Here is a 20,073-nt window from a genome sequence, read left to right on the forward strand (position 1 = left end):
AGAGATTAAAATATTTCTCAGTATCTGGTGATTATAACGTGTAGGTAACACCCCTATCCATACCGAACAGGAAGGTTAAGCTACACTGTGCTGATGGTACTTTAGGGTTACCCCTATGGAAGAGTAAGTCATTGCCAGTTTGTTTCAGAAGTAAGAGCATCGCTCTTACTTCTTTTTGTTTTGGAATATAAAATTTCTTACATCTTTGAATTTTGGAAATATTTTTTTGAAAAATGTATATATATACTTATCTAAAATCAATGTATATTCACCTATAAATTCTACAAAATCACCATTAAACATTTTTTTAAATCTATATAATCCATATAGTGGATTATCTTCATTTAAATCTCCAGAAACACCTCTGAAATCGTATATAGAACAATTATTATCTATGCTATCTTTAATCATTTCGTATTGCATTAAGAAGTTTGGCATTGTATCTCTTAAAATATTGTGAGAGGCACCATATAAATACCAAGCTTTATTACCCCATGTTAAGTATATTGCTCCTGATAAGTATATTTCTTTGTTTTTGTATATGGAAATGGTGTTTAATTTGTTTTCAAGAGATGTTAATTGAAGTTCGTTATTTTTAATTTCTTTAGTCTTACTTTCTATTTTGGATTTAAGTTTAATAATTTTTTTCTCATCATTTTCACATTTTAGTGATTCTTGCAAATTATATAATTTTGAATGTGAATTATTTAAATTTAATTTACATTCATTTAATTTTTTATAGATATTTTTTTTATCAGCCTCATAAGAATATTTTACCAAATAAAGTTTACAGTAGGGATTTAAAGTTTTTAACATATTAAAAAAGTAATCTTTTTTTCTAACTATAAAATTATCACGCTTGCCTGTTATATCCATAAGCTCTTGAAAAATTTCAAGTTTATTTTCTTTTAATGTATCAAAAGTATAGCTTTCAACACTAAGTCCTCGTTCAATTCCAAGTTTTATGTTATATCTTGCTTTACTTGAAAATTTATTTAGGATATTTAGTTTAATTTCTTCATTTGTTTTATTTTCAGAGTTTGTATCCAGGTTTAGTCTAAATACAAAATTTGGTTGAATATTTTCAAAGTTTTTTGAGCTATTTTCAATATAACCAAGTTTTTTAAGATTTAATATTATATCTGCATTTTTTGTTACCTCATTAGTGTTTTCTTTAATGTGTATATCTGGATCTATTGTAATAAAAGCTATTTTATTTTTTTTAGCATATGAATTGAGATAAGAAGTAAATTCATCTAAAATTGAAAAGTTTGTATAATCACATATAAAACCACGAGGTATATATGCAATATTTTTATTTAATATTGGTAATTTTCTTATAAGCATAATACATGATAAAACAATATTATTTTTATTATCTAATCCTATTATTGATTTACTTGTCCACTCTTTTTTAAAACTTCCCCAATATGTAGTTTGAAAAATATGCCCTTTAGGAGAATTAAATGAAAATTTATTTAATTCTTCAGAGCTACCTTCTTTAAAGCTATAAGTCATTTAAGAACTCCTTCCAACTATACTCAGTTAATAGTATATAGTAAAAAAAAAACATTTTCAATAAAAGGGAATTATAATATAATCTTTATGAATTAATTTATATGAGAGGATTTTATATGGGTTTATATATAATAGGAACTCCAATAGGAAATATGAAAGATATTACTTATAGAGCTATAGAGATACTTAATGAATGTGATGTTATATTATGTGAAGATACAAGGTGTTCTCTTAAACTTTTAAATTATTATGGTATAAAGAAAAAGTTAATATCTTATCATAAGTTTAATGAATTTAAAATTTTAGATAGGATTATATTAGATATTAAATGTGGTAATAAATATGGAATTATAAGTGATGCGGGTATGCCTTGCATAAGTGATCCAGGTCAAATTCTCGTTAATAAATGTATAGAAGAAGGAATACATGTAGATGTTATACCGGGAGCTTGTGCGGTTATAAATGGGAAAATATTAAGTGGATTTTATAATGAGATGTTTACGTTTATAGGTTTTCTTCCAAAGGAATCTAAAAAGTTAAGAGATAAAATAAACTTAATTAAAAATATTAAAACAGTTCTTGTAATCTATGAATCGCCACATAGACTTATAAAGACTTTGAATATACTTGGAGATGAGTTTGGTAGGGAAACTTCTATATATATAGGAAGAGAATTGACAAAGATGTTTGAAGAGAATTTTAGAGGTACAATTGATGATTCAATAAAATATTTTTCAAATGACAAAATTAGGGGGGAATATGTAATTTGTATAGAAAATAATGAAAAGATTGAAGTCATAGAAGATATTCAAATAATAGAAGAGTTTATAAAAAATAGGAATCTAGGGATAACAAATAAAGATAATATAAATAAGATATGTAATGAATATGGTATAAAGAAAAATTATGTATATAAATTGGTTACAAAAGAAATCAACCTCACATAAATTTTAAAGTGAGGTTGTGTATCATACATTATTTATTTCTAATAAACAATTATTACATATATTTTTGTCCTTAAACGTAGTTATGTCTTTAGAGTTACCACAAAATACACACGCTGGTTCATATTTTTTAAGAATTATGTGATTTCTATCTACATATATTTCCAGTGAATCCTTCTCACCTATATCAAGTGTTCTTCTAAGTTCTATTGGAATAACAATACGTCCTAGTTCATCTACTTTTCTAACAACACCAGTTGATTTCATGTAAATCCTCCCAAACTAAATAATTTTTACCTATCAACTATAAACATAAATATACATTTTTTTAAAATAATTGTCAACATTTTACAATACAAAAAATGACAAAAAAAGACTATATCTTAAAGATATAGTCTTTTTAACATGATGAATGTTTAGATTTAACCTTAAAAGTTGTTCCTATAAAATTTTTGGAATGAGATATTGTAGATTCATCTAAAAATTCTTCAAATTCATTATCAACAACTATAGTTAAATCATTTACATTAACGATAATATCATTAGCATTTATTTGTTCATCCAGAACAATTGAAAAAGAAGGGCCTCCTCAGCCAAAGCCAGCCATATTAATCCGTATATATTTTTTAGATTTTTTTGATAATTGTGCTTTTAATAACTCACAAGTATCGTTAGAAATATTTATTTTCATTGCAATTCACCTCCCTTCATTTTAGTATTTATAATTTGAAGATATTCATTTATGCTGATATTAATTATAGGATAATTAGAATAATTAGCATCATCAAAATGCCACCATTCAGTATATATTGGTTTAAAACCATGTTTTATCATTATGTTTTTTAGGAGTTCTGCATTCTTTATTTGTATTTCAGATGCACCTATGTAACTCCTGTGAGCTCTATCTGAAAATTCGTCAAAACCAGTAGGCATATTTATTTCTATATCGTTTAAATCAGTCAGTGTAATATCAACAGCACATGCTCTATTATGATTAGATCCACCAGTATAGGGATTAGCTATATAGTTACTATTTGGAACTATATCCCATAATATTTTTTGTATATAAAAGGGTCTATATGCATCCCATATTTTTATTTTGTATCCAAGTGATTTGAATTCCTCTTGAGCATTTAATAATTTTTTAAGAGTATTTTCTTGTAGTATACATGCATCAGCATCATAAAGTACTGTATGTGTAAAATTATTTTTAGAGGCATATCTAATATCTAAACTCATGTCATGATGAAATGAATTCAATAGCTTAAGACCATTTATAGATACATCAAAATTATATAAAGATTCTGTTGTATTTTTAAAATTATTAATTGTAATCTTTTTATCAATTTGCGTTAATGAATCATATGTGTAATAAAGTCCTCCTCCTATAAGGAGAATACTAAATGATAGTATAAGTATAGACATTTTACCAATAAAATTCAATATTATCACCTACACATATTTTGCATAAAAAAAATAAAACTATGTAAATTACATAGCTTTATTTTTGATCTAATACATCATTGTAAATGTAATTTTTAAATTTATTTACAGTTGTTTCTTTATCGAAGGTTAGATACCAAATGCCGTCTATAATCCTACCCCCATCGTCATAATCTCCTTCAAATGGAATACGTGTTTGTTCTATTGTGTATTTGTTTAAAAGTAGATTAGCACCGAGTGAAAGTATTTTATTTAAAGATAAACTAGTTTCAATTGCATCTATATTCTTTTCTAATAACTTTGATAATTTTAATGGTGAAATAGATTGAGCTTTTTCAATCATTGCTAGTATTACTTTTCTTTGTCTTTCTGTTCTCTCGAAATCTCCATCACCAACATCTCTTATACGCGCATATGAAAGAGCTTGAATTCCAGAAACGGTTTGAACTCCAGACTCTTTTATTAAATGTTCTCCACTAATATTTAATAAACTTTGATTTTCCTGTATATATTTATTTAAATTATTTATTTCAGATTTTTTAATATCTAATTCAATTCCACCTAAATCATCTATAATAGTAGGTAAATTGAAAAAATCTACTGAAACATAATCTTCTACATTCATGTTAAAGGTATTGTTAATTGTTTTTAGAGATAATGCAGGTCCTCCATAAAAATATGCATGGTTTAATTTATCTTTTCCAATGCCATCTATGGTTATATAAATATCCCTCATAACAGATGTAAGTTTAATTTTTTTTCTTGATGTATCAATTGTAACAAGCATTATTGCATCAGATCTTGGTATTTCATTTTTATCCCTTCTATCTAATCCGAATACAGCAAAAGTTACGATTTTGTTATCTGAAAAATCTATATCTGTTGATGGATTGGATAATCCTATAGAATTTCTATCTAGTTGATTTTCTGGAGCAATTTTCGATAAAAGTTTTAAGCTCTTGCCTGTAAAAAATCCACCTACAAATAAAACAAAAACAATAATTAAGTATATTGATATACGGATCATCTTCTTAGTATCATTTGAAATATTATTAAACATTTGACTTACCTCTAATTAATCAATTAATTGTTAAAGTATATCACAAATAGATTAAAAATAAAAATTATATACTTTATATACCAAGTATAAATTTTCTTAATATCTTTGACTTCCTAAAAATTAATTTACTTATAATAATAGGAGAGAATCCAGCTAAGAATGATATTATAACTACAATATTATAATTTAAATTTAATAATTGAAGTAATAGTATTCTTACAAATATTTGAGCAAACCAAGATAACAAATATATGTCGAAACTGTATTTATTTAGAGTATTAAATACATTTGATATTAGCTTAATATCTCTAAATTTAAAAAATAATATACATATTGTATAGGAAACATATATTCCTAATAAACTTTTTAAAATAAATAAAATATTTGTTAAATATTTAGAAAATATATTCAATGAATTAAAATCAATGTTAAAATTCATTAAGAATATTATAAATGGTATCACTATAAATAGTTTATTTTTAAGTTTATTTATATTGATATTTAAAATTTTATCTCTGTAATTCATATACAAGGGGTGTATATATAAACCTATAAAGAAAAATATAGCATATTTTAATAAAGTAGATATACCTAAAATTTCTATATTGTATATATTGAGTATTGATGTAAAAAGTAGCAACGATAGAACTATGTATTTATTTATCTTTATTAATATTGGTGTAATTAAAAATATAAAAAATAGCACATATATAAACCAAAAAAATATTATAGGGTTGTTCCAAGGTAAAAATAATATATCTTTTATGATTTCTGATAATACTATAGGTCTTTCTGAAAATTTATTTAAAATAAGTTTTATGGGTATGGTTAAAGTGCTTATTATAAAGTATGGTATCATTAATCTCTTAAATTTAGAAAAGATAAATTCTTTATAACTTTTTAATGAATTTATTTTAAAGGCTTTATTTGCAAAAAAACCAGATATTATAAAAAAAAGTGGCATATGGAATGAATAAATAAGAGAATGAATGTAATTATATACTGGAATATTTATATCTTTGATGTATGGAAACGAATGACCTAGCACAACTAAAGTTATACCAATAGCTCTTAGATAATTGAATTCAGTTAGATTTTTATTTGATTGTTTTTCTGATATCATTAAAATGTCTCCTTTAAATTAATCACTTTAAACATAATGTTTATTTTAAACTAATTGGTTTATTTTTTGCATAAAATCATAAAAAATATTAGTATTTTTATGAAATTTAATTTATTTTTTATTATAATAGAGAATACTAGGATTAAATGGAAAAAAATAGGAGTGAATTTATGAATATTGCTTTAGTGCATGACTGGTTACCATTTATGGGAGGAGCTGAAAGAGTTATTACTAATTTTTTAGAATTATTCAAAAATGCTCCGATATATACAAGTGTTTATAATAAGGATAGGTTAGAGGGTATACTTAAGGATGCGAATATATATGGCTCCTTTCTGCAAAAATTCAGATCTGCACGTAAGGATCATAGAAAGTTTTTGCCATTAATGCCAACAGCGTTTGAAACATTTGATTTGAATAAATATGATGTCGTATTAAGTAGTAGCTCATCTTGTGCTAAAGGTATTGTAACAAATCCAAATACTTGCCATATTTGTTATTGTCATTCGCCTATGAGGTATGGATGGGAATTTTATTATGAATACATAGAAAATTCAGGTAAATTTAAAAGGTTCATTACAAAATATATAATGAACTATATGAGGATTTGGGATAATGTTTCGTCAGATAGGGTAGATTACTTTATTGCTAATTCTAAAAATGTAGCTAATAGAATTTGGAAACATTATAGACGAGATAGCGTTGTTATACATCCACCTGTAAGAAGTAGATTTTTTGAGGTGTGTGATAAAAAACAAGATTATTTTTTGATTGTATCAAGACTTCAAGAATATAAGAAGGTAGATTTAGCTATTGAAGTTTTTAATGAGCTTAATATGCCGTTAATAATTATAGGTGAGGGTCCGTTGAAAGAAAAATTAGTTAAGAAAGTTAAACATGATAATATAAAATTTCTAGGAAGGCAATCGGATGATGTTGTTAAAAAATATTATAGAGAGGCTAGAGCGTTTTTATTTCCAGGAGAAGAAGATTTTGGGATAACATCATTAGAGGCACAATGTAGTGGAACCCCAGTTATAGCATATGGAAAAGGAGGAGCTTTGGAAACTGTTGTTCATGAAAAAACAGGTTTGTTTTTTTATGATCAAACAATAAGTTCTCTAAAATCAGCTATAAATGAATTTTGTAAGATGGAATTTAATTCTGAAGAAATAAGGGTTCATGCCGAAAAATTTGATGAAGAAATTTTTAAGTTCAAGATAAGCAATTTTGTATATGATAAAGTAGAAGAATTTAAGAATAACAAAAAATGGATAGTTTTGTAAAAATATACATTAAATTGGGAGAAGACATATGATTTTATTTAATGCACTTCAAAAATCTATTAGTGCAGGTATTGGTAGATATAGCTTTGAATTATCTAAAGAGTTATATTTACAATTAAAAGATGACATTAAGATTATAGTACGAGAAGAGGATGTTAAAGATTATAGATTCGTTGACTCAAAATCCCTAATAATTTTCAGAAATATAAAAAACTCTAAAGATCGCAATTTATTTGAACAGATATATATACCGAAGCTTGTTTCTGAAAAATATAAAGGTAGTATAATACATTATCCAGACAGTATAGCTCCTTTATTTTTAAACAGTAGTAAAATAGTAATAACAGTACATGATTTAGCTTTTAAAATATTAACTGGTGTTTTTACTAATAAAACCTTGATTTGGAAAAATATTATGACCAATTTTTCAGTCAAAAAAGCTAATCGAATAATATCGATAACAAATTTTACAAAAAAAGAGTTGATTAAACATTACAGTGGTATAGATAAAAAAATAGATCTCGTTTACAATGGGTTTAATAGTTTGAGTAATAGTAATATATGCGATAAAAATATTTCTGATAAAATATTGAATTTAGGTACACAAAAATACATATTAACTGTCAGCACAATTTCCCCTCGAAAGAATATAGATACACTTATAAAAGCTTTTAATAAAATGGATGATATACAAAATATTAAATTAGTTATTGCTGGAGTTAATGGGTGGATGTATGAATATGTTCACAAATTAGTTTTAGAGTTAAATATTTCTGACAGAGTTATTTTTACGGGAAGAGTAAATGATGATGAGCTGAAATTTTTGTATAAAAATGCTAGTGTGTTTGTTTATCCATCTATTTATGAAGGATTTGGATTACCACCCCTTGAAGCTATGAGTTATGGGATTAGAACTATTGTTTCGGATGTAGAATGTCTTAGAGAGGTTTTAGGTGAATCGGTAGATTACTTTCCTTCAAAAGATTACATATATCTTTCCAAAATGTTAAATGAAATTTTAAAATTAAAGGATCAAAATAAATCTTATGATTATAGTTGTACGTTAAATAAATATTCATGGAGAAAATGTGCAAGTGATACAATTAAGGTGTATAATGAGGTTATGAAAGGGGTTTAAGATGTATTTTACGCTTATAGGAATAGTTGTTTTAATTATTACAGTATATTTGTTTTTATTTACAAGAACTAGAACGCTTTTCTATTTTACTTTTTTTATGTCAGCTTTTACAGCAACTAGCATGATAAATTTGACTAATTCAAGAAATTCTATACTTTGTTATTATATAGTTGGAAGTTTTTTTATTGTAAAGGTTATATATGAATTAATTATAAAGAGGTATACCTTAAAGAAGGTAAAGATATTAAATGGGTTATTTTATTTTATGGTATACGTTACTATATCGCTTGTATTACCAATTGTTTATTCAAAAAATACATTGGTATTTACACCTGATTCCCCATTTACATATATTTCATTTTCGATTCAAAATGTAACACAATATTTATATTTATTATTTGCATTTATTATATATATAGCAAGTTATATAGTGTTTACAAATGAAATTAAAGTTAATATGAAAAAAATAATTGATGTAACAGCTTTTACAATAATTATTTTAGGATTTTTACAATTTTTTACATATCATATATATTTTGATTTTTTATTTAGGACAAATTACGCTCATTTAGTACAGTATTTAGAAACTGGACTTACTCGTATCTCTTCTGTTACGAATGAGCCGTCTATGTTAGCGCTTTTCATAACTCCTATATGCGTTTATTATTTTGTAAATATAATAAATGGATTAAGAAAAAGGAAGTTATATAAATTTGATATAGCTATGTTTTTGATGATTATAATTACATCTTTATTAAATAGATCATCAAGTTTTTATTTAGCAATAGCTATAATATTTATTGTATTGATTATTGATTTATTGAAAGAGATTTTTAACAAGAAAAATAAAGAGTTCATACAGGAGGTATTAACTCTTAAAGTTTATAAATATGTAAAGAATAATAAGTTTAAAAGTATAATTTTAATTATTATTCTAATAGCTTTGTTATTTGTTTTGTTTAAGATAGTTGGGTATAGGTTTTTGATTTTAGCTCTTAAGTTATTGGGACTTGATGATTCGGGTAGTACAAGAATGGAATTATTTTCATATCATATGGGAATATTCTTGAAAAATTTATTTACAGGTGTTGGTTTCGGAACGTTACGTTCAAATGATTTATTATCTATGTGGTGTGCCCAAGTTGGCTTAATAGGTATGATTCCTATTATATATTATTTCACTTCAAGATTTATATATTTGTTTAGGAATAGAAATGAAGAAAATAATAGAAGTGTTTTTTATTTAATATTAACCAGTATAATAATTCTTGTAACATCTGTACCTGAGCCGTATTTTATTTATGTGTGGATATATATGGCATTGGGAGATAGTTTATATAACAAGAGAGATATTTCTAATAAAACTATAGACAAATTAAATCAGGAATTTAATAGTTAAAAAAATAGAAATGAGTTGAACTCATTTCTATTTTTTTATGCTCTAAAACTTTAAATTTAATTTATGAGATCTCTCTGATAATTCAGCTTCATTACATATTCTAAGTATTATTTGGGATTTAGCATCTTTATCATCCATTTTATCTTTTAAATCAATAAGCATATTTAACCAATAAGTATATCCGACTTGATCAGGATCTCTGTTAGCTATTATGGAATACATTGATGTTATAAATTCCTGATTAGATAGATTTCTATTTAAAAATTCTTTTTCATTTAAGATATTTAAAAGGAAATCACGAACAGAATATTCTTGTGAAATAAGTTTATTATACCAATAATTAAACCCATATTCTTCAGGAGTTCTTGAAAATGTTTTTTTATATACATCTGATATGAAAAGTTTAATATCATCATCACTATTAAATTCTTTAGTTTGTATATATGATATATTATTTTTAAATGGAATTTTATTTAATAGATTATCAACTAAAGTGGATCTTATATTTGGTAATCCAATAAATAGATCATTGTTTGTATTTATTATTTGTAGTGGTATTTTGCATTCTTTAAGGAGTTTTGCTTTTATCTTAATTAATTCACATTTTTCTACATTATTTTCTCCTGTGTTTATTCCTGTAAATGTTTCGAAGAATTTTAAAATCTTTGTATTATTATCGATATTTATAAAAGTACTACCAAATTCCACTTCATTATTTTTGAAATATTCACCTGGTTCTATATACAATATTTCTATTATGTTTGGGTTGAATTTAAATTCGAATGTAATGGTATACAACGAAGATATATTTTCTGAGTTTAATGAAATATAAAATTCTTTATTTATCTCTATAGTATTTATATTAGTTGTTAGCGTCAAAGTGTTTTCATTTTGTGCTGCATTAACTTTTACAGAATAGGTTAAAAATAACAGTGATATTGCTATGAAAAGATTTTTGTATATTTTCAAAATCATCCCAACCTTTTTAAAAATATTTACTTACAATTAGATTTATCTGAATCACCATATGGATGTATATCTTCAAATATATATTTTTGCATTATATCCCGAGTTTTTTCTTTATCATATTTTAAGTACCAAATATTATTAATTAAAGCACTATTGCAATCGCTATCCAGAGGAAAACGCATTTGTTCTATAGCGTTAATTTTATTAAAGACTATATTTTTTACTAAAGATAATGCTCTTGTTGTTGATATATTAGTTTCTATCAATTCAGGTCCCATATTTATAAATTTTAAATAATTATTATAAGGTATGGTTTTAGCTTTTTCATATAAAGATATGAGTATTTTTTGTTGTCTTTCGCTTCTTTCATAATCATCTCTTCCAACTTTTCTAATTCTCGCATAGGATAAAGTTTGTATACCATTTAATATTTGAAGACCATCATTTGTTATATAAGTTGGTTCCTTTGATTGAATGTGACTTATTTCTTGTATGCATTTATTTAAATAGGGTATTTCTTTAGATTTGATATCTATAGGTATTCCTCCAATCAAATCTATTATTTTTTGAACATTGTAGAAATTAATTGTTACATAATCTTTTATATTTAATCCATAATTTTTATTTAATGTTTTAATAGCAAGTTCATGCCCTCCAAAAGCATATGCATGGTTCAATTTATCATTTCCAAAACCATCAATTGATACTAAAGAATCTCTCATCAGAGAGTTTAATTTTATTTTTTTGTTTTGCTCATCTATTGTTATTATTGTTATTGAGTCTGATCTTTTAGGTTCATGTTCATATCTAAAATCTAAACCAAATAGAGCTATATTAGTAATTTTTTTATCGCTAAATTTATTTAAAATACTTTCTTCTATACCTAATAATTCATTATTAAATGAAACAATATTTTCTTTTTTAAGAAAAGTATTTTCGTAAAAATATGTAAAGTATCCTATAAAGCCGAGTAAAATCATGAAAACTAATAAGAATTTATATTTTAAGCTATACATATTAACACCCCGTAATTATTTATATAAGAAGTATTATGTTCAATAAATTTTATAAATATAATAAATAATATTATTAATAGTTATATAGAATTAAAATTTTATTTATTGTGGTATAATAAATATTCAGCATATCTTTATAGAAGTGGGTGAAATATTGAAAAAAATATTTAGGAAAATTATATTTTTTATATATATTTTGATAAAAAAAATGGATGATGATGAGTTAATAGCCCTTTCTTCGCAGTTATCATATAGTTTTGTTTTAGCTTTTTTCCCATTTTTGATTTTTTTGATGACAGTAATAGGATTTTTAAGATTAGATAGCCAACAAGTTTTAATATTTTTACAAACACTTCTGCCTGATGAAATTTACCTTTTAATTCACAATATTGTAAAATTTGTAATTGATTCAAGAGAAGGATCGTTATTATCTTTGAGCTTATTTTTAAGTATATGGTCTAGTTCGGCAGGCTTTAGAGCTATTATGAGAGGGCTTAATAAGGCTTATGATGTGGTTGATACAAGAAGTTATATTGTAAAGATAATACTTTCCATTATATATACTATAGGTCTTGTTTTATTGATTGTATTAATGTTAATACTAGTTGTATTTGGAGGTATAATTGGAGATTTATTTGTTAAATTCTTTGTTGATTATGTAGATGTCAATATAGTGTTGAAATCATGGTATTTAATTAGATATACGTTTATAATAACCTTAATGGTAACGGTTTTTGCCGTAATATATTATTATGTTCCAGTTGTTAAAGAAAAGAAACTTAGATGGGTGCTACCGGGAGCTATATTTACCACAATAGGATGGATAGTTATATCTATTGGATTTACATATTATGTAAACAATTTATATAATTTTTCAACTCTCTATGGTAGTATTGGAACAGTAATCGTTTTAATGATATGGCTTTTTTTAACGTCTATGATAATACTTTTAGGTGGAGAGATAAATGCTATACTAACTAATAAAAATTTGGAAATATTAAAGTTTAACAATACGAAAAAAATTTTAAATTAGTATAGGGGTGTCAAATCTGAAAAAGATTTTAATTTGTATTTATAATTTACAAGGTGGTGGAGCTGAAAGAGTTCTTATCAATTTATTGAATTCATTTGTAGATGAAAATTACGATGTAACACTTCTTGTTTTAAGAAAAGAAGGGATTTATTTAAATAAAATTCCAAGTAAAATCAAAGTTATATATGCATTTAAAACTTTATTTGGTAAGAAACTTGCAAACAAAGTTTTAGGTTTTTTAAGCTCGAAAATACTATATAAGATGTTTGTTAGAGAAAAATTTGATATTGAGATTTCATTTTTGGAAGGATTTGCAACTAAAGTTATAAGTGGATCGCTATCTAATAGCAAAAAAATAGCGTGGATTCATGCGGATTTTAGTAATTATCACTGGACAAATAAGATATTTTCTTATGAAAATGAAAAGAAGTTTTATAGTAAATTTGATAATATAGTTTGTGTTTCTAAGTTATGTGCTAAGTCTTTTACAGACAAATTTGGATTTAGAGATAAAATAAAAATCGTTTACAATTTATTAGATAAAAATTTAGAAAATTATACAAAATTTAAATTTAATAACGTATTTAATAAATATAAAACAACAAAAATAATATATGTTGGGAGAATTGAAAAAGAAAAGTCAGTAGGAAGGCTTATTGAATCTTTTGAGGAAATACTCTGTATGGGGTATAGTGATATAACTCTTTTCATTTTGGGAGATGGGTCATTGAAAAAATATTTAGAAGAGTATGTTTTTAAAAATAATTTAAGTAATAATATTAAGTTTATACCATTTAAAGAGGATGTTTATGATTATATATTATCGAGCGATTATGTAATAGTTCCATCATATTCTGAATCTTTTTCTTTAGTTTTAGCTGAATCATTATATTTAGGTAAAATATGTATAGCGACTGATACTGCTGGGGCTAGAGAAGTTTTAAAAAATGGGGAATATGGTATTATAGTTGATAATTCAAAAGAGGGGATTAAGTGTGGTATATTAAAGGTAATTAATAATCCAGAATTGAAAAACAGATATATTTCTAAAATGAATAAAGATAATTATGAGTTTAACAGGAAGAATGTACTTAATAAAATATTTGATATCATAAATTTTTAAACAAGGAATATTATAGATGAGTTTTGATTTTAAGAAGCTATTTGACAATAAGATTATAAAGAATTTTGTTATTGTATTTTTAGGAGATGGATTTTCATCCGTATTGACATTACTTAATTTAAGTATAATGATTAGAGTTTTGGGGTTAAATGTCAGCTCAAGTGTTAATTTAGTTATATCTTATGTATTGGTGTTTGATACAATATTTAATTTTCAGTCATTTAATTCAATAATTAAGTTTTTACCACAATATATAATATCAAATGATGTAAATAAGATTAAGCAATACATAAAACAGGGATTTATACTTGATATTGTAACAGCTATAATTTCATTTATATTTTGTAATTTATGTATAGCGATGGTATTTCGTATATTTAATTTAGATAAGAGTTTAATAAGATTGATTAATATATACTCATTTTCTATACTTTTTAATTTAACAGGTACTGGAATAGGTATAATTAGAGTATTTGATAAATTTAAGTATTCCACGTATATAAATGTGATTGTTAATTCGTTGAAATTTATTTTTTATGTATTATCGTTTTTTGTAAAGGTAGATATGTTATATTTTATATGGGTTGAACTCATATTTGGAATAGTTAATATGATTATGATATTAGCATTTACAAAATGGATACTTAATGTTACAAATATTAAATATATATTTAAAACTAAAGTTATATGGGATAAGGAATTTTTAAAATTTAATTTTTATTGTAATCTTATGACTACATTAGATGTTCCCATAAGTCACTTAACTCCCTTTATGATTAATAGATATATAGGTGTAGAATTTATAAGTGTTTATAAGCTTATTGAAAAAATAGGAGGAATTATTGCTAAAATTGCCTCTCCTTTAGTTAATATAATATACCCAGAAATAAGCACTAAAGTATCTGAAGGTAATATAAAAAGTTCTTTAAATTTAGTAAAAAAGTTATTTTTTTATATAATGTTATTTGGAGTAATAATTTTTATATTTTTAGGATTATCACATAAAATTTGGGTAAATATTCTAATATTAAATGGTGATAAATTTATAGTAAATATAATGTTTTATTTATCGTTTGTTATATTTAAATTTTCATTTGTAGGTATTTACCCTTTAGTTTTATCCTTGGGATGCATAAAATATAATGTGAATATTGTGTTGATTGCTAATTTAGTTTATTTGTTATGTATACCTATTTTGACAGGTTTATTTAATATAAATGGTATTATAATTGCACAGTTTATACAGGTTTCTCTTGTTATATTTATGCAGATTTTTATTATAAATAGAAAGTTAAAATTTAAGGTTTAATTTGCTTTGATAGACTACAAAAATATTATATGTTAAAATTATTTTATTAATTAAGGTATTAAATGGGGGATTGTATTTGGAAAATATATATTTATTAGATGTTAATATGGATACTCATTTTATACATATTTATAAAAAATATAAGAAGTCAATTGTTTATGAGATATTAAAGAGGTCTTTAGATATAGTTGTATCACTAATAGCTTTAATAATTTTATCTCCAATTTTTTTAGTTATAGCTATATTAATTAAATTAGATTCTAGAGGATCTGTTATATTTTCTCAGTTTAGGGTTGGTAAAAATGGTAGAATTTTTAAAATGTATAAATTTAGATCTATGGTTGAGAATGCAGAAGATATATTAAGGGAATTAAAAAATAAAAATGAAATGTCTGGTCCTATGTTTAAAATAAAACATGATCCAAGAGTTACGAAGATAGGTAGATTTATAAGGAAAACTAGCTTAGATGAATTGCCACAACTTATAAATGTTTTAAAAGGAGATATGTCATTAGTTGGACCAAGACCCAATTTACCAATAGAAGTTAAGGAATTTGAAAAATGGATGCTTGATAAGCTTGTTATTAGACCAGGATTAACATGTTTTTGGCAGACTATGGGGAGAAATACGATTGATTTTGTTGAATGGATGAAGTTAGATATTAAATATGTTCAAGAAAGAAATTTATTTTTAGACATAATTTTAATAATAAAGACGTTTAAAGTATTATTTGGGGATAAAACTGCAAGTTAATATAGGAGATGTTTAAAATATATGTTATGTGCTATTATAATGGCTGGTGGAAAAGGTACTCGATTTTGGCCACTATCCACAGAAGAAAAACCTAAACAATTTTTAAATCTTTTAGGTAATAGGACTATGATAAAAATGACATATGATAGAATAAGTAAGATTTTACCTAAAGATAGAATTTTTATTTCTACTACTTCAAAATATAAAGGTTTAGTTTTAGAACAGTTAAAGGATATTTCACCCCAAAATATAATAGTTGAACCTGAATCACGTAATACATCCGCATGTATTTGTTTATCTAACTTGTATGTAAAAAAGAAGTTTAATAATTGTAATGTTATAGTGTTACCTTCGGATCATTTAATAAATGATGAAAAAGTATTTGTAGATACTGTGTTAGAGGCTGATAAATTTTTATATAGTAATGATAAAAGTATTATTACCTTTGGAATTAAACCTGATAGACCAGAAACAGGGTATGGATATATAAATTATGATTTGGACAGTTCACTTAAGATAAATAAAGTTATTTCGTTTGTAGAAAAACCAAATTATACTACAGCTTTGAAATATTTGAATGAAGGGAATTATTACTGGAATAGTGGTATTTTTGTTTGGAATGTAAATTTGATTTTGAATTTAATAGACAAATATTTAAATAATACATATAAAGTTTTGAGTCCTATTTTAGAGCTTTCAGATTATGAATGTGAAAAATTTATAAATGAAAATTATAGATTAACAGATAATATTTCAATTGATTATGGTGTTATGGAAAAATATAGTAATATCTCTGTTATTGAAGGGGATTTTGGTTGGGATGATGTTGGAAGTTGGTCCAGTATTGATCGGTATAATAAGAAAGATTTAGATGGAAATATATTAAATTCATCAGGTGTTTTGATGAAATCTAATAATAATACTGTATTGATAAAAAAGAAGATTCTATTAAATAATGTTAGTGATTTAATAATTGTAGAAACGGATGAGTATATAGTAGTTTCATCTAAAGAACATGCTCAGGATATAAATCTTGCACGAGACTATATGTGATTTTAAGGGGGTTAGTTATTAAAATAATAATTACCCTTTTTTATTTTAAGGAGTGTATATTATGAAATTTTCTTTAATAATGGCTACATTAGGTAGAGTTGATGAGATAAAGGTGTTTTTAGATTCATTAGATCTACAAAATTACAAAGATTTTGAACTTATTATAGTAGATCAAAATGATGAAAATATTTTGGGAAATATGATATCGTTGTATAAGGAAAAGTTTTATATAAATCATATAAGAATAAAGGAGAAAGGATTATCTTTAGCAAGAAACATAGGTATTAAATATGCTACGGGAGATATTATTGCATTTCCGGATGATGACTGTATATATAGTTTGGGTATACTTAACTATATAAATAATTTTTTTAATAAAAATGAACACATAAATTTTCTTACTTTTAGATTAAGAGATAGAAGTACTGGTGAAGATGCAAATTTAAGATGGTATGATAGGGATATTGAAATAACTGATAAAAACATTTTCAGAACAGTTATAAGCCCGTCTATATTTGTGAAATTTAAAAATATAGATGATATATTTTTTGATGAAAATCTTGGTGTTGGAAGAAGGTATGGATCTGGTGAAGAAAGTGATATGGTTTTAGAGTTATTACATAGAGGTTATAAAGGTATGTTTCTAAATAATTTTATAGTATACCATCCTAATAAAAATGATTCTATTAATAAAACATATTCATATGGACTTGGGTATGGAGCTACATTAAAGAAACATGTTAAGTTGCGTAGAGGGAATGTTTTGATTTTTGATTATTTAATTAGAGATTCTATTTTAAAACCTATTTTTGGTATGGCTATTAGTGTGGTAAAATTCAATAGTGAGGGGTTTGTTTTGTATAAGGAGCGAATGAAATCAAGAATTAAGGGTTATTTAGAATATAAAATTTAATTAAGGAGTTATGTTATATGTCATTAATCAAAAAAGCTGTAATTCCAGTTGCGGGTTTTGGTACAAGATTTCTACCTGCAACAAAATCTATACCTAAAGAGATGATGCCAATTTTAGATAAACCAACTATACATTATATAGTACAAGAGGCAATTGATTCGGGTATTACAGATATATTGTTTGTTACAAGTAAACACAAAAAATGTATTGAAGATTATTTCGATAATTTTAGGGAATTAGAAGATATCTTAGAAATATCTAAAAATTATGAGATGCTCAATACTATTAGAGATATATCTAGTATGGCTAATATAAGTTTTGTTAGACAAAAAGAGCAGAAGGGATTAGGGCACGCTATATATCAGGCTAAGACTTTTGTAGGTTCTGATCCATTTTGTGTATTGCTTGGAGATGATTTGATTTGTAGTGATAAAAAACCTTGTTTAAAACAATTAATAGACGTATACGATGAGTATGGAGGAAGTGTATTAGGAGTTCAGGATGTTGATTTAAAAGATGTATCTAAGTATGGTATTATTGATGGAACAGAGGTTTGCGAAAATTTATATGAAGTTAAAAATTTAATTGAAAAGCCGTCTATTGAGGAGGCTCCAAGTAATAAGGCTATTCTTGGAAGATATGTAATAAGTCATAATATATTTAAATTTTTAGAACAGAGTTTAGTTGGTAAAAATGGTGAAATACAACTTACAGATTCTATATTAAAATTGGTTTCAAATGAGAATGTATATGCTTATAATTTTGAAGGTAATAGATATGATATAGGAAATAAACTTGGATATTTAAAAGCAATGATTGATTATGCATTGAAAGATGATAGTATAAATCAAGAATTAAGAGGGTATTTAAAAGAAAGGTAAATCTATGATTAATATAGAAACAGATAGTAAATTTATAGTTGATTATAATAAAAGTGTTTTAATAGTAATTGATATGATTAAAGGATTTACTGATGTAGGTAATTTAAATAGTAATTATATATCAAGTATAGCTTCTGATATAAAATATTATAGTAAAAAATTTTCAAATATTGTTGCTATAAATGATAGTCATAATATACATGATTGTGAATTTAACTTTTATCCACATCATTGTATAAAAGGAACAATAGAAAGCGAATTTTGTGATGAATTGAAGAGTATAGATTTTAACTATGTACTTTCTAAAAATTCAACTAATGCGTTTTTTTCGAATGGATTTTTAAGTGTGTTTAGTAATTATATAGAAAATGATTTTAACTTTGTGGTTGTGGGGTGTTGCGCAGATATATGTGTATTACAATTTTGTTTAACATTTAAGGCTTATTTAAATCACATAAATAAAAACCTTGATATAATAATTCCTGTTAATTTAATAGAAACATATGATGATATTAATCATCCAAGAGATGAGGTATTGAAAATTTCATTATATTTAATGAAAAATATGGGTATAGAGTTAATAGAAGTCGATATATAATTTTTTAATTATATACTTAAAAACACATTTAAAATTGTATAAACTTACCGAAATTAGAAATAATTCATATAAAAGGATTTATTTGTAATTAGGAGGAATATTTAAATTGAATAAGATATTGTTGGTTGGACGACTTGTTAAAGATCCTGAGCAACGAATTATTGAAGATTCTCAAAAAACTTTAATAAAGATAATTATAGCTGTAAATAGAGATTATAAAGAGCCTGATGGAGAAAGAAAAGCTGATTTTATACCAGTTTCTTTTTGGGGCAAAAAGGGAGATATTATTCTTAAACATCTTCATAAAGGAGATCTTATAAGTGTAGGTGGAAGACTTAGAATGGGATCTTATGTGGATAAAGATGGTAATAAGAAATATATAAGTGATGTTGTTGCTGAAGATTTTAAGTTTGTAAGGAATCAACATAAAGTTGAAATGAATGTTCAGTAAGAATATTAAACTTATTTTTAAATCTTGATATAAAAAGGGACTACTTTGTATGAAGTGGTCCC

Annotated in this window: 20 protein-coding genes and 1 rRNA gene; 14 read left to right on the plus strand and 7 right to left on the minus strand. The window is 24.6% G+C overall.

Features of this window, described 5'->3' with window-relative positions; translation table 11 throughout:
- The first annotated feature begins 23 nt into the window (after window positions 1–23).
- A 5S ribosomal RNA gene (gene rrf, locus RATSFB_RS00275) occupies window positions 24–140 on the plus strand.
- A 25-nt stretch (window positions 141–165) separates the two neighbouring features.
- On the opposite strand, the gene RATSFB_RS00280 is transcribed toward rrf, so the two are convergent.
- On the minus strand, window positions 166–1,518 hold the full coding sequence (locus RATSFB_RS00280; RefSeq protein WP_014094066.1) for a lipid II:glycine glycyltransferase FemX: 1,353 nt from the start codon (window positions 1,516–1,518) through the stop codon (window positions 166–168).
- A gap of 116 nt (window positions 1,519–1,634) precedes the next feature.
- On the opposite strand from RATSFB_RS00280, the gene rsmI reads away from it, so the two are divergent.
- Complete coding sequence (rsmI, locus tag RATSFB_RS00285) at window positions 1,635–2,465, plus strand: 16S rRNA (cytidine(1402)-2'-O)-methyltransferase (protein WP_014094067.1); 831 nt, start codon at window positions 1,635–1,637, stop codon at window positions 2,463–2,465.
- Window positions 2,466–2,486: 21 nt separating this feature from the next.
- On the opposite strand, the gene RATSFB_RS00290 is transcribed toward rsmI, so the two are convergent.
- The 4 genes from RATSFB_RS00290 to RATSFB_RS00305 form a co-directional block, all read right to left on the minus strand.
- The gene (locus RATSFB_RS00290) at window positions 2,487–2,729 is read right to left on the minus strand and encodes an AbrB/MazE/SpoVT family DNA-binding domain-containing protein (RefSeq protein ID WP_014094068.1); all 243 of its coding nucleotides are present in this window, start codon (window positions 2,727–2,729) and stop codon (window positions 2,487–2,489) included.
- A 420-nt stretch (window positions 2,730–3,149) separates the two neighbouring features.
- The gene (locus RATSFB_RS00295) at window positions 3,150–3,887 is read right to left on the minus strand and encodes a M15 family metallopeptidase (protein ID WP_014094069.1); all 738 of its coding nucleotides are present in this window, start codon (window positions 3,885–3,887) and stop codon (window positions 3,150–3,152) included.
- Window positions 3,888–3,963: 76 nt separating this feature from the next.
- Window positions 3,964–4,965, minus strand: a complete 1,002-nt coding sequence (locus RATSFB_RS00300) for an LCP family protein (RefSeq protein ID WP_014094070.1) — start codon at window positions 4,963–4,965, stop codon at window positions 3,964–3,966.
- A gap of 73 nt (window positions 4,966–5,038) precedes the next feature.
- The gene (locus RATSFB_RS00305; RefSeq protein WP_014094071.1) at window positions 5,039–6,088 is read right to left on the minus strand and encodes an acyltransferase family protein; all 1,050 of its coding nucleotides are present in this window, start codon (window positions 6,086–6,088) and stop codon (window positions 5,039–5,041) included.
- Between the two features lie 170 nt (window positions 6,089–6,258).
- Between RATSFB_RS00305 and RATSFB_RS00310 the strand changes: the two genes are divergently transcribed.
- The 3 genes from RATSFB_RS00310 to RATSFB_RS00320 are packed head-to-tail and all read left to right on the plus strand — an operon-like array spanning window position 6,259 to window position 9,911.
- Window positions 6,259–7,374, plus strand: coding sequence for a glycosyltransferase (locus RATSFB_RS00310; RefSeq protein ID WP_014094072.1), 1,116 nt, complete (start codon window positions 6,259–6,261; stop codon window positions 7,372–7,374).
- 28 nt (window positions 7,375–7,402) lie between these two features.
- On the plus strand, window positions 7,403–8,512 hold the full coding sequence (locus RATSFB_RS00315) for a glycosyltransferase family 4 protein (protein WP_014094073.1): 1,110 nt from the start codon (window positions 7,403–7,405) through the stop codon (window positions 8,510–8,512).
- A 1-nt stretch (window position 8,513) separates the two neighbouring features.
- Window positions 8,514–9,911, plus strand: a complete 1,398-nt coding sequence (locus RATSFB_RS00320; RefSeq protein WP_014094074.1) for a hypothetical protein — start codon at window positions 8,514–8,516, stop codon at window positions 9,909–9,911.
- Between the two features lie 42 nt (window positions 9,912–9,953).
- On the opposite strand, the gene RATSFB_RS00325 is transcribed toward RATSFB_RS00320, so the two are convergent.
- Both RATSFB_RS00325 and RATSFB_RS00330 read right to left on the minus strand, forming a co-directional pair.
- A complete protein-coding gene (locus RATSFB_RS00325) occupies window positions 9,954–10,886 on the minus strand; it encodes a DUF4214 domain-containing protein (protein WP_014094075.1) in 933 nt (310 codons plus the stop codon).
- A gap of 20 nt (window positions 10,887–10,906) precedes the next feature.
- Window positions 10,907–11,896, minus strand: coding sequence for an LCP family protein (locus tag RATSFB_RS00330; RefSeq protein ID WP_014094076.1), 990 nt, complete (start codon window positions 11,894–11,896; stop codon window positions 10,907–10,909).
- Between the two features lie 196 nt (window positions 11,897–12,092).
- Between RATSFB_RS00330 and RATSFB_RS00335 the strand changes: the two genes are divergently transcribed.
- From RATSFB_RS00335 to RATSFB_RS00375, 9 genes are all read left to right on the plus strand, one after another.
- Window positions 12,093–12,929, plus strand: a complete 837-nt coding sequence (locus RATSFB_RS00335; RefSeq protein WP_242821403.1) for a YihY/virulence factor BrkB family protein — start codon at window positions 12,093–12,095, stop codon at window positions 12,927–12,929.
- A 7-nt stretch (window positions 12,930–12,936) separates the two neighbouring features.
- Window positions 12,937–14,052, plus strand: coding sequence for a glycosyltransferase (locus tag RATSFB_RS00340; RefSeq protein WP_014094078.1), 1,116 nt, complete (start codon window positions 12,937–12,939; stop codon window positions 14,050–14,052).
- Between the two features lie 16 nt (window positions 14,053–14,068).
- A complete protein-coding gene (locus tag RATSFB_RS00345) occupies window positions 14,069–15,361 on the plus strand; it encodes a lipopolysaccharide biosynthesis protein (RefSeq protein WP_014094079.1) in 1,293 nt (430 codons plus the stop codon).
- A gap of 76 nt (window positions 15,362–15,437) precedes the next feature.
- Window positions 15,438–16,115 (plus strand): sugar transferase, encoded by a 678-nt coding sequence (locus RATSFB_RS00350; RefSeq protein ID WP_173362850.1) that lies wholly within the window; start codon window positions 15,438–15,440, stop codon window positions 16,113–16,115.
- A gap of 21 nt (window positions 16,116–16,136) precedes the next feature.
- Window positions 16,137–17,168: a mannose-1-phosphate guanylyltransferase gene (locus tag RATSFB_RS00355; RefSeq protein ID WP_014094081.1), complete on the plus strand. Its 1,032-nt coding sequence runs from the start codon at window positions 16,137–16,139 to the stop codon at window positions 17,166–17,168.
- A 61-nt stretch (window positions 17,169–17,229) separates the two neighbouring features.
- A complete protein-coding gene (locus tag RATSFB_RS00360) occupies window positions 17,230–18,081 on the plus strand; it encodes a glycosyltransferase family 2 protein (protein ID WP_014094082.1) in 852 nt (283 codons plus the stop codon).
- Between the two features lie 17 nt (window positions 18,082–18,098).
- The gene (gene galU, locus RATSFB_RS00365) at window positions 18,099–18,962 is read left to right on the plus strand and encodes a UTP--glucose-1-phosphate uridylyltransferase GalU (protein WP_014094083.1); all 864 of its coding nucleotides are present in this window, start codon (window positions 18,099–18,101) and stop codon (window positions 18,960–18,962) included.
- A gap of 4 nt (window positions 18,963–18,966) precedes the next feature.
- The gene (locus RATSFB_RS00370) at window positions 18,967–19,560 is read left to right on the plus strand and encodes a cysteine hydrolase family protein (RefSeq protein WP_014094084.1); all 594 of its coding nucleotides are present in this window, start codon (window positions 18,967–18,969) and stop codon (window positions 19,558–19,560) included.
- A 106-nt stretch (window positions 19,561–19,666) separates the two neighbouring features.
- Window positions 19,667–20,011 carry a single-stranded DNA-binding protein gene (locus RATSFB_RS00375; protein WP_014094085.1) on the plus strand — a complete coding sequence of 115 codons (345 nt, stop codon included), beginning with the start codon at window positions 19,667–19,669 and terminating at the stop codon, window positions 20,009–20,011.
- Window positions 20,012–20,073: the final 62 nt, after the last annotated feature.

The organism is Candidatus Arthromitus sp. SFB-rat-Yit (genome assembly GCF_000283555.1).
Taxonomy (GTDB): domain Bacteria; phylum Bacillota; class Clostridia; order Clostridiales; family Clostridiaceae; genus Dwaynesavagella.

Bases quoted from the DNA above. Each gene is read 5' to 3' on its own strand.
- RATSFB_RS00280 (WP_014094066.1), bottom strand. From the start codon at position 1,518: ATGACTTATAGCTTTAAAGAAGGTAGCTCTGAAGAATTAAATAAATTT.
- rsmI (WP_014094067.1), top strand. From the start codon at position 1,635: ATGGGTTTATATATAATAGGAACTCCAATAGGAAATATGAAAGATATT.
- RATSFB_RS00290 (WP_014094068.1), bottom strand. From the start codon at position 2,729: ATGAAATCAACTGGTGTTGTTAGAAAAGTAGATGAACTAGGACGTATT.
- RATSFB_RS00295 (WP_014094069.1), bottom strand. From the start codon at position 3,887: ATGTCTATACTTATACTATCATTTAGTATTCTCCTTATAGGAGGAGGA.
- RATSFB_RS00300 (WP_014094070.1), bottom strand. From the start codon at position 4,965: ATGTTTAATAATATTTCAAATGATACTAAGAAGATGATCCGTATATCA.
- RATSFB_RS00305 (WP_014094071.1), bottom strand. From the start codon at position 6,088: ATGATATCAGAAAAACAATCAAATAAAAATCTAACTGAATTCAATTAT.
- RATSFB_RS00310 (WP_014094072.1), top strand. From the start codon at position 6,259: ATGAATATTGCTTTAGTGCATGACTGGTTACCATTTATGGGAGGAGCT.
- RATSFB_RS00315 (WP_014094073.1), top strand. From the start codon at position 7,403: ATGATTTTATTTAATGCACTTCAAAAATCTATTAGTGCAGGTATTGGT.
- RATSFB_RS00320 (WP_014094074.1), top strand. From the start codon at position 8,514: ATGTATTTTACGCTTATAGGAATAGTTGTTTTAATTATTACAGTATAT.
- RATSFB_RS00325 (WP_014094075.1), bottom strand. From the start codon at position 10,886: ATGATTTTGAAAATATACAAAAATCTTTTCATAGCAATATCACTGTTA.
- RATSFB_RS00330 (WP_014094076.1), bottom strand. From the start codon at position 11,896: ATGTATAGCTTAAAATATAAATTCTTATTAGTTTTCATGATTTTACTC.
- RATSFB_RS00345 (WP_014094079.1), top strand. From the start codon at position 14,069: ATGAGTTTTGATTTTAAGAAGCTATTTGACAATAAGATTATAAAGAAT.
- RATSFB_RS00355 (WP_014094081.1), top strand. From the start codon at position 16,137: ATGTTATGTGCTATTATAATGGCTGGTGGAAAAGGTACTCGATTTTGG.
- RATSFB_RS00360 (WP_014094082.1), top strand. From the start codon at position 17,230: ATGAAATTTTCTTTAATAATGGCTACATTAGGTAGAGTTGATGAGATA.
- galU (WP_014094083.1), top strand. From the start codon at position 18,099: ATGTCATTAATCAAAAAAGCTGTAATTCCAGTTGCGGGTTTTGGTACA.
- RATSFB_RS00370 (WP_014094084.1), top strand. From the start codon at position 18,967: ATGATTAATATAGAAACAGATAGTAAATTTATAGTTGATTATAATAAA.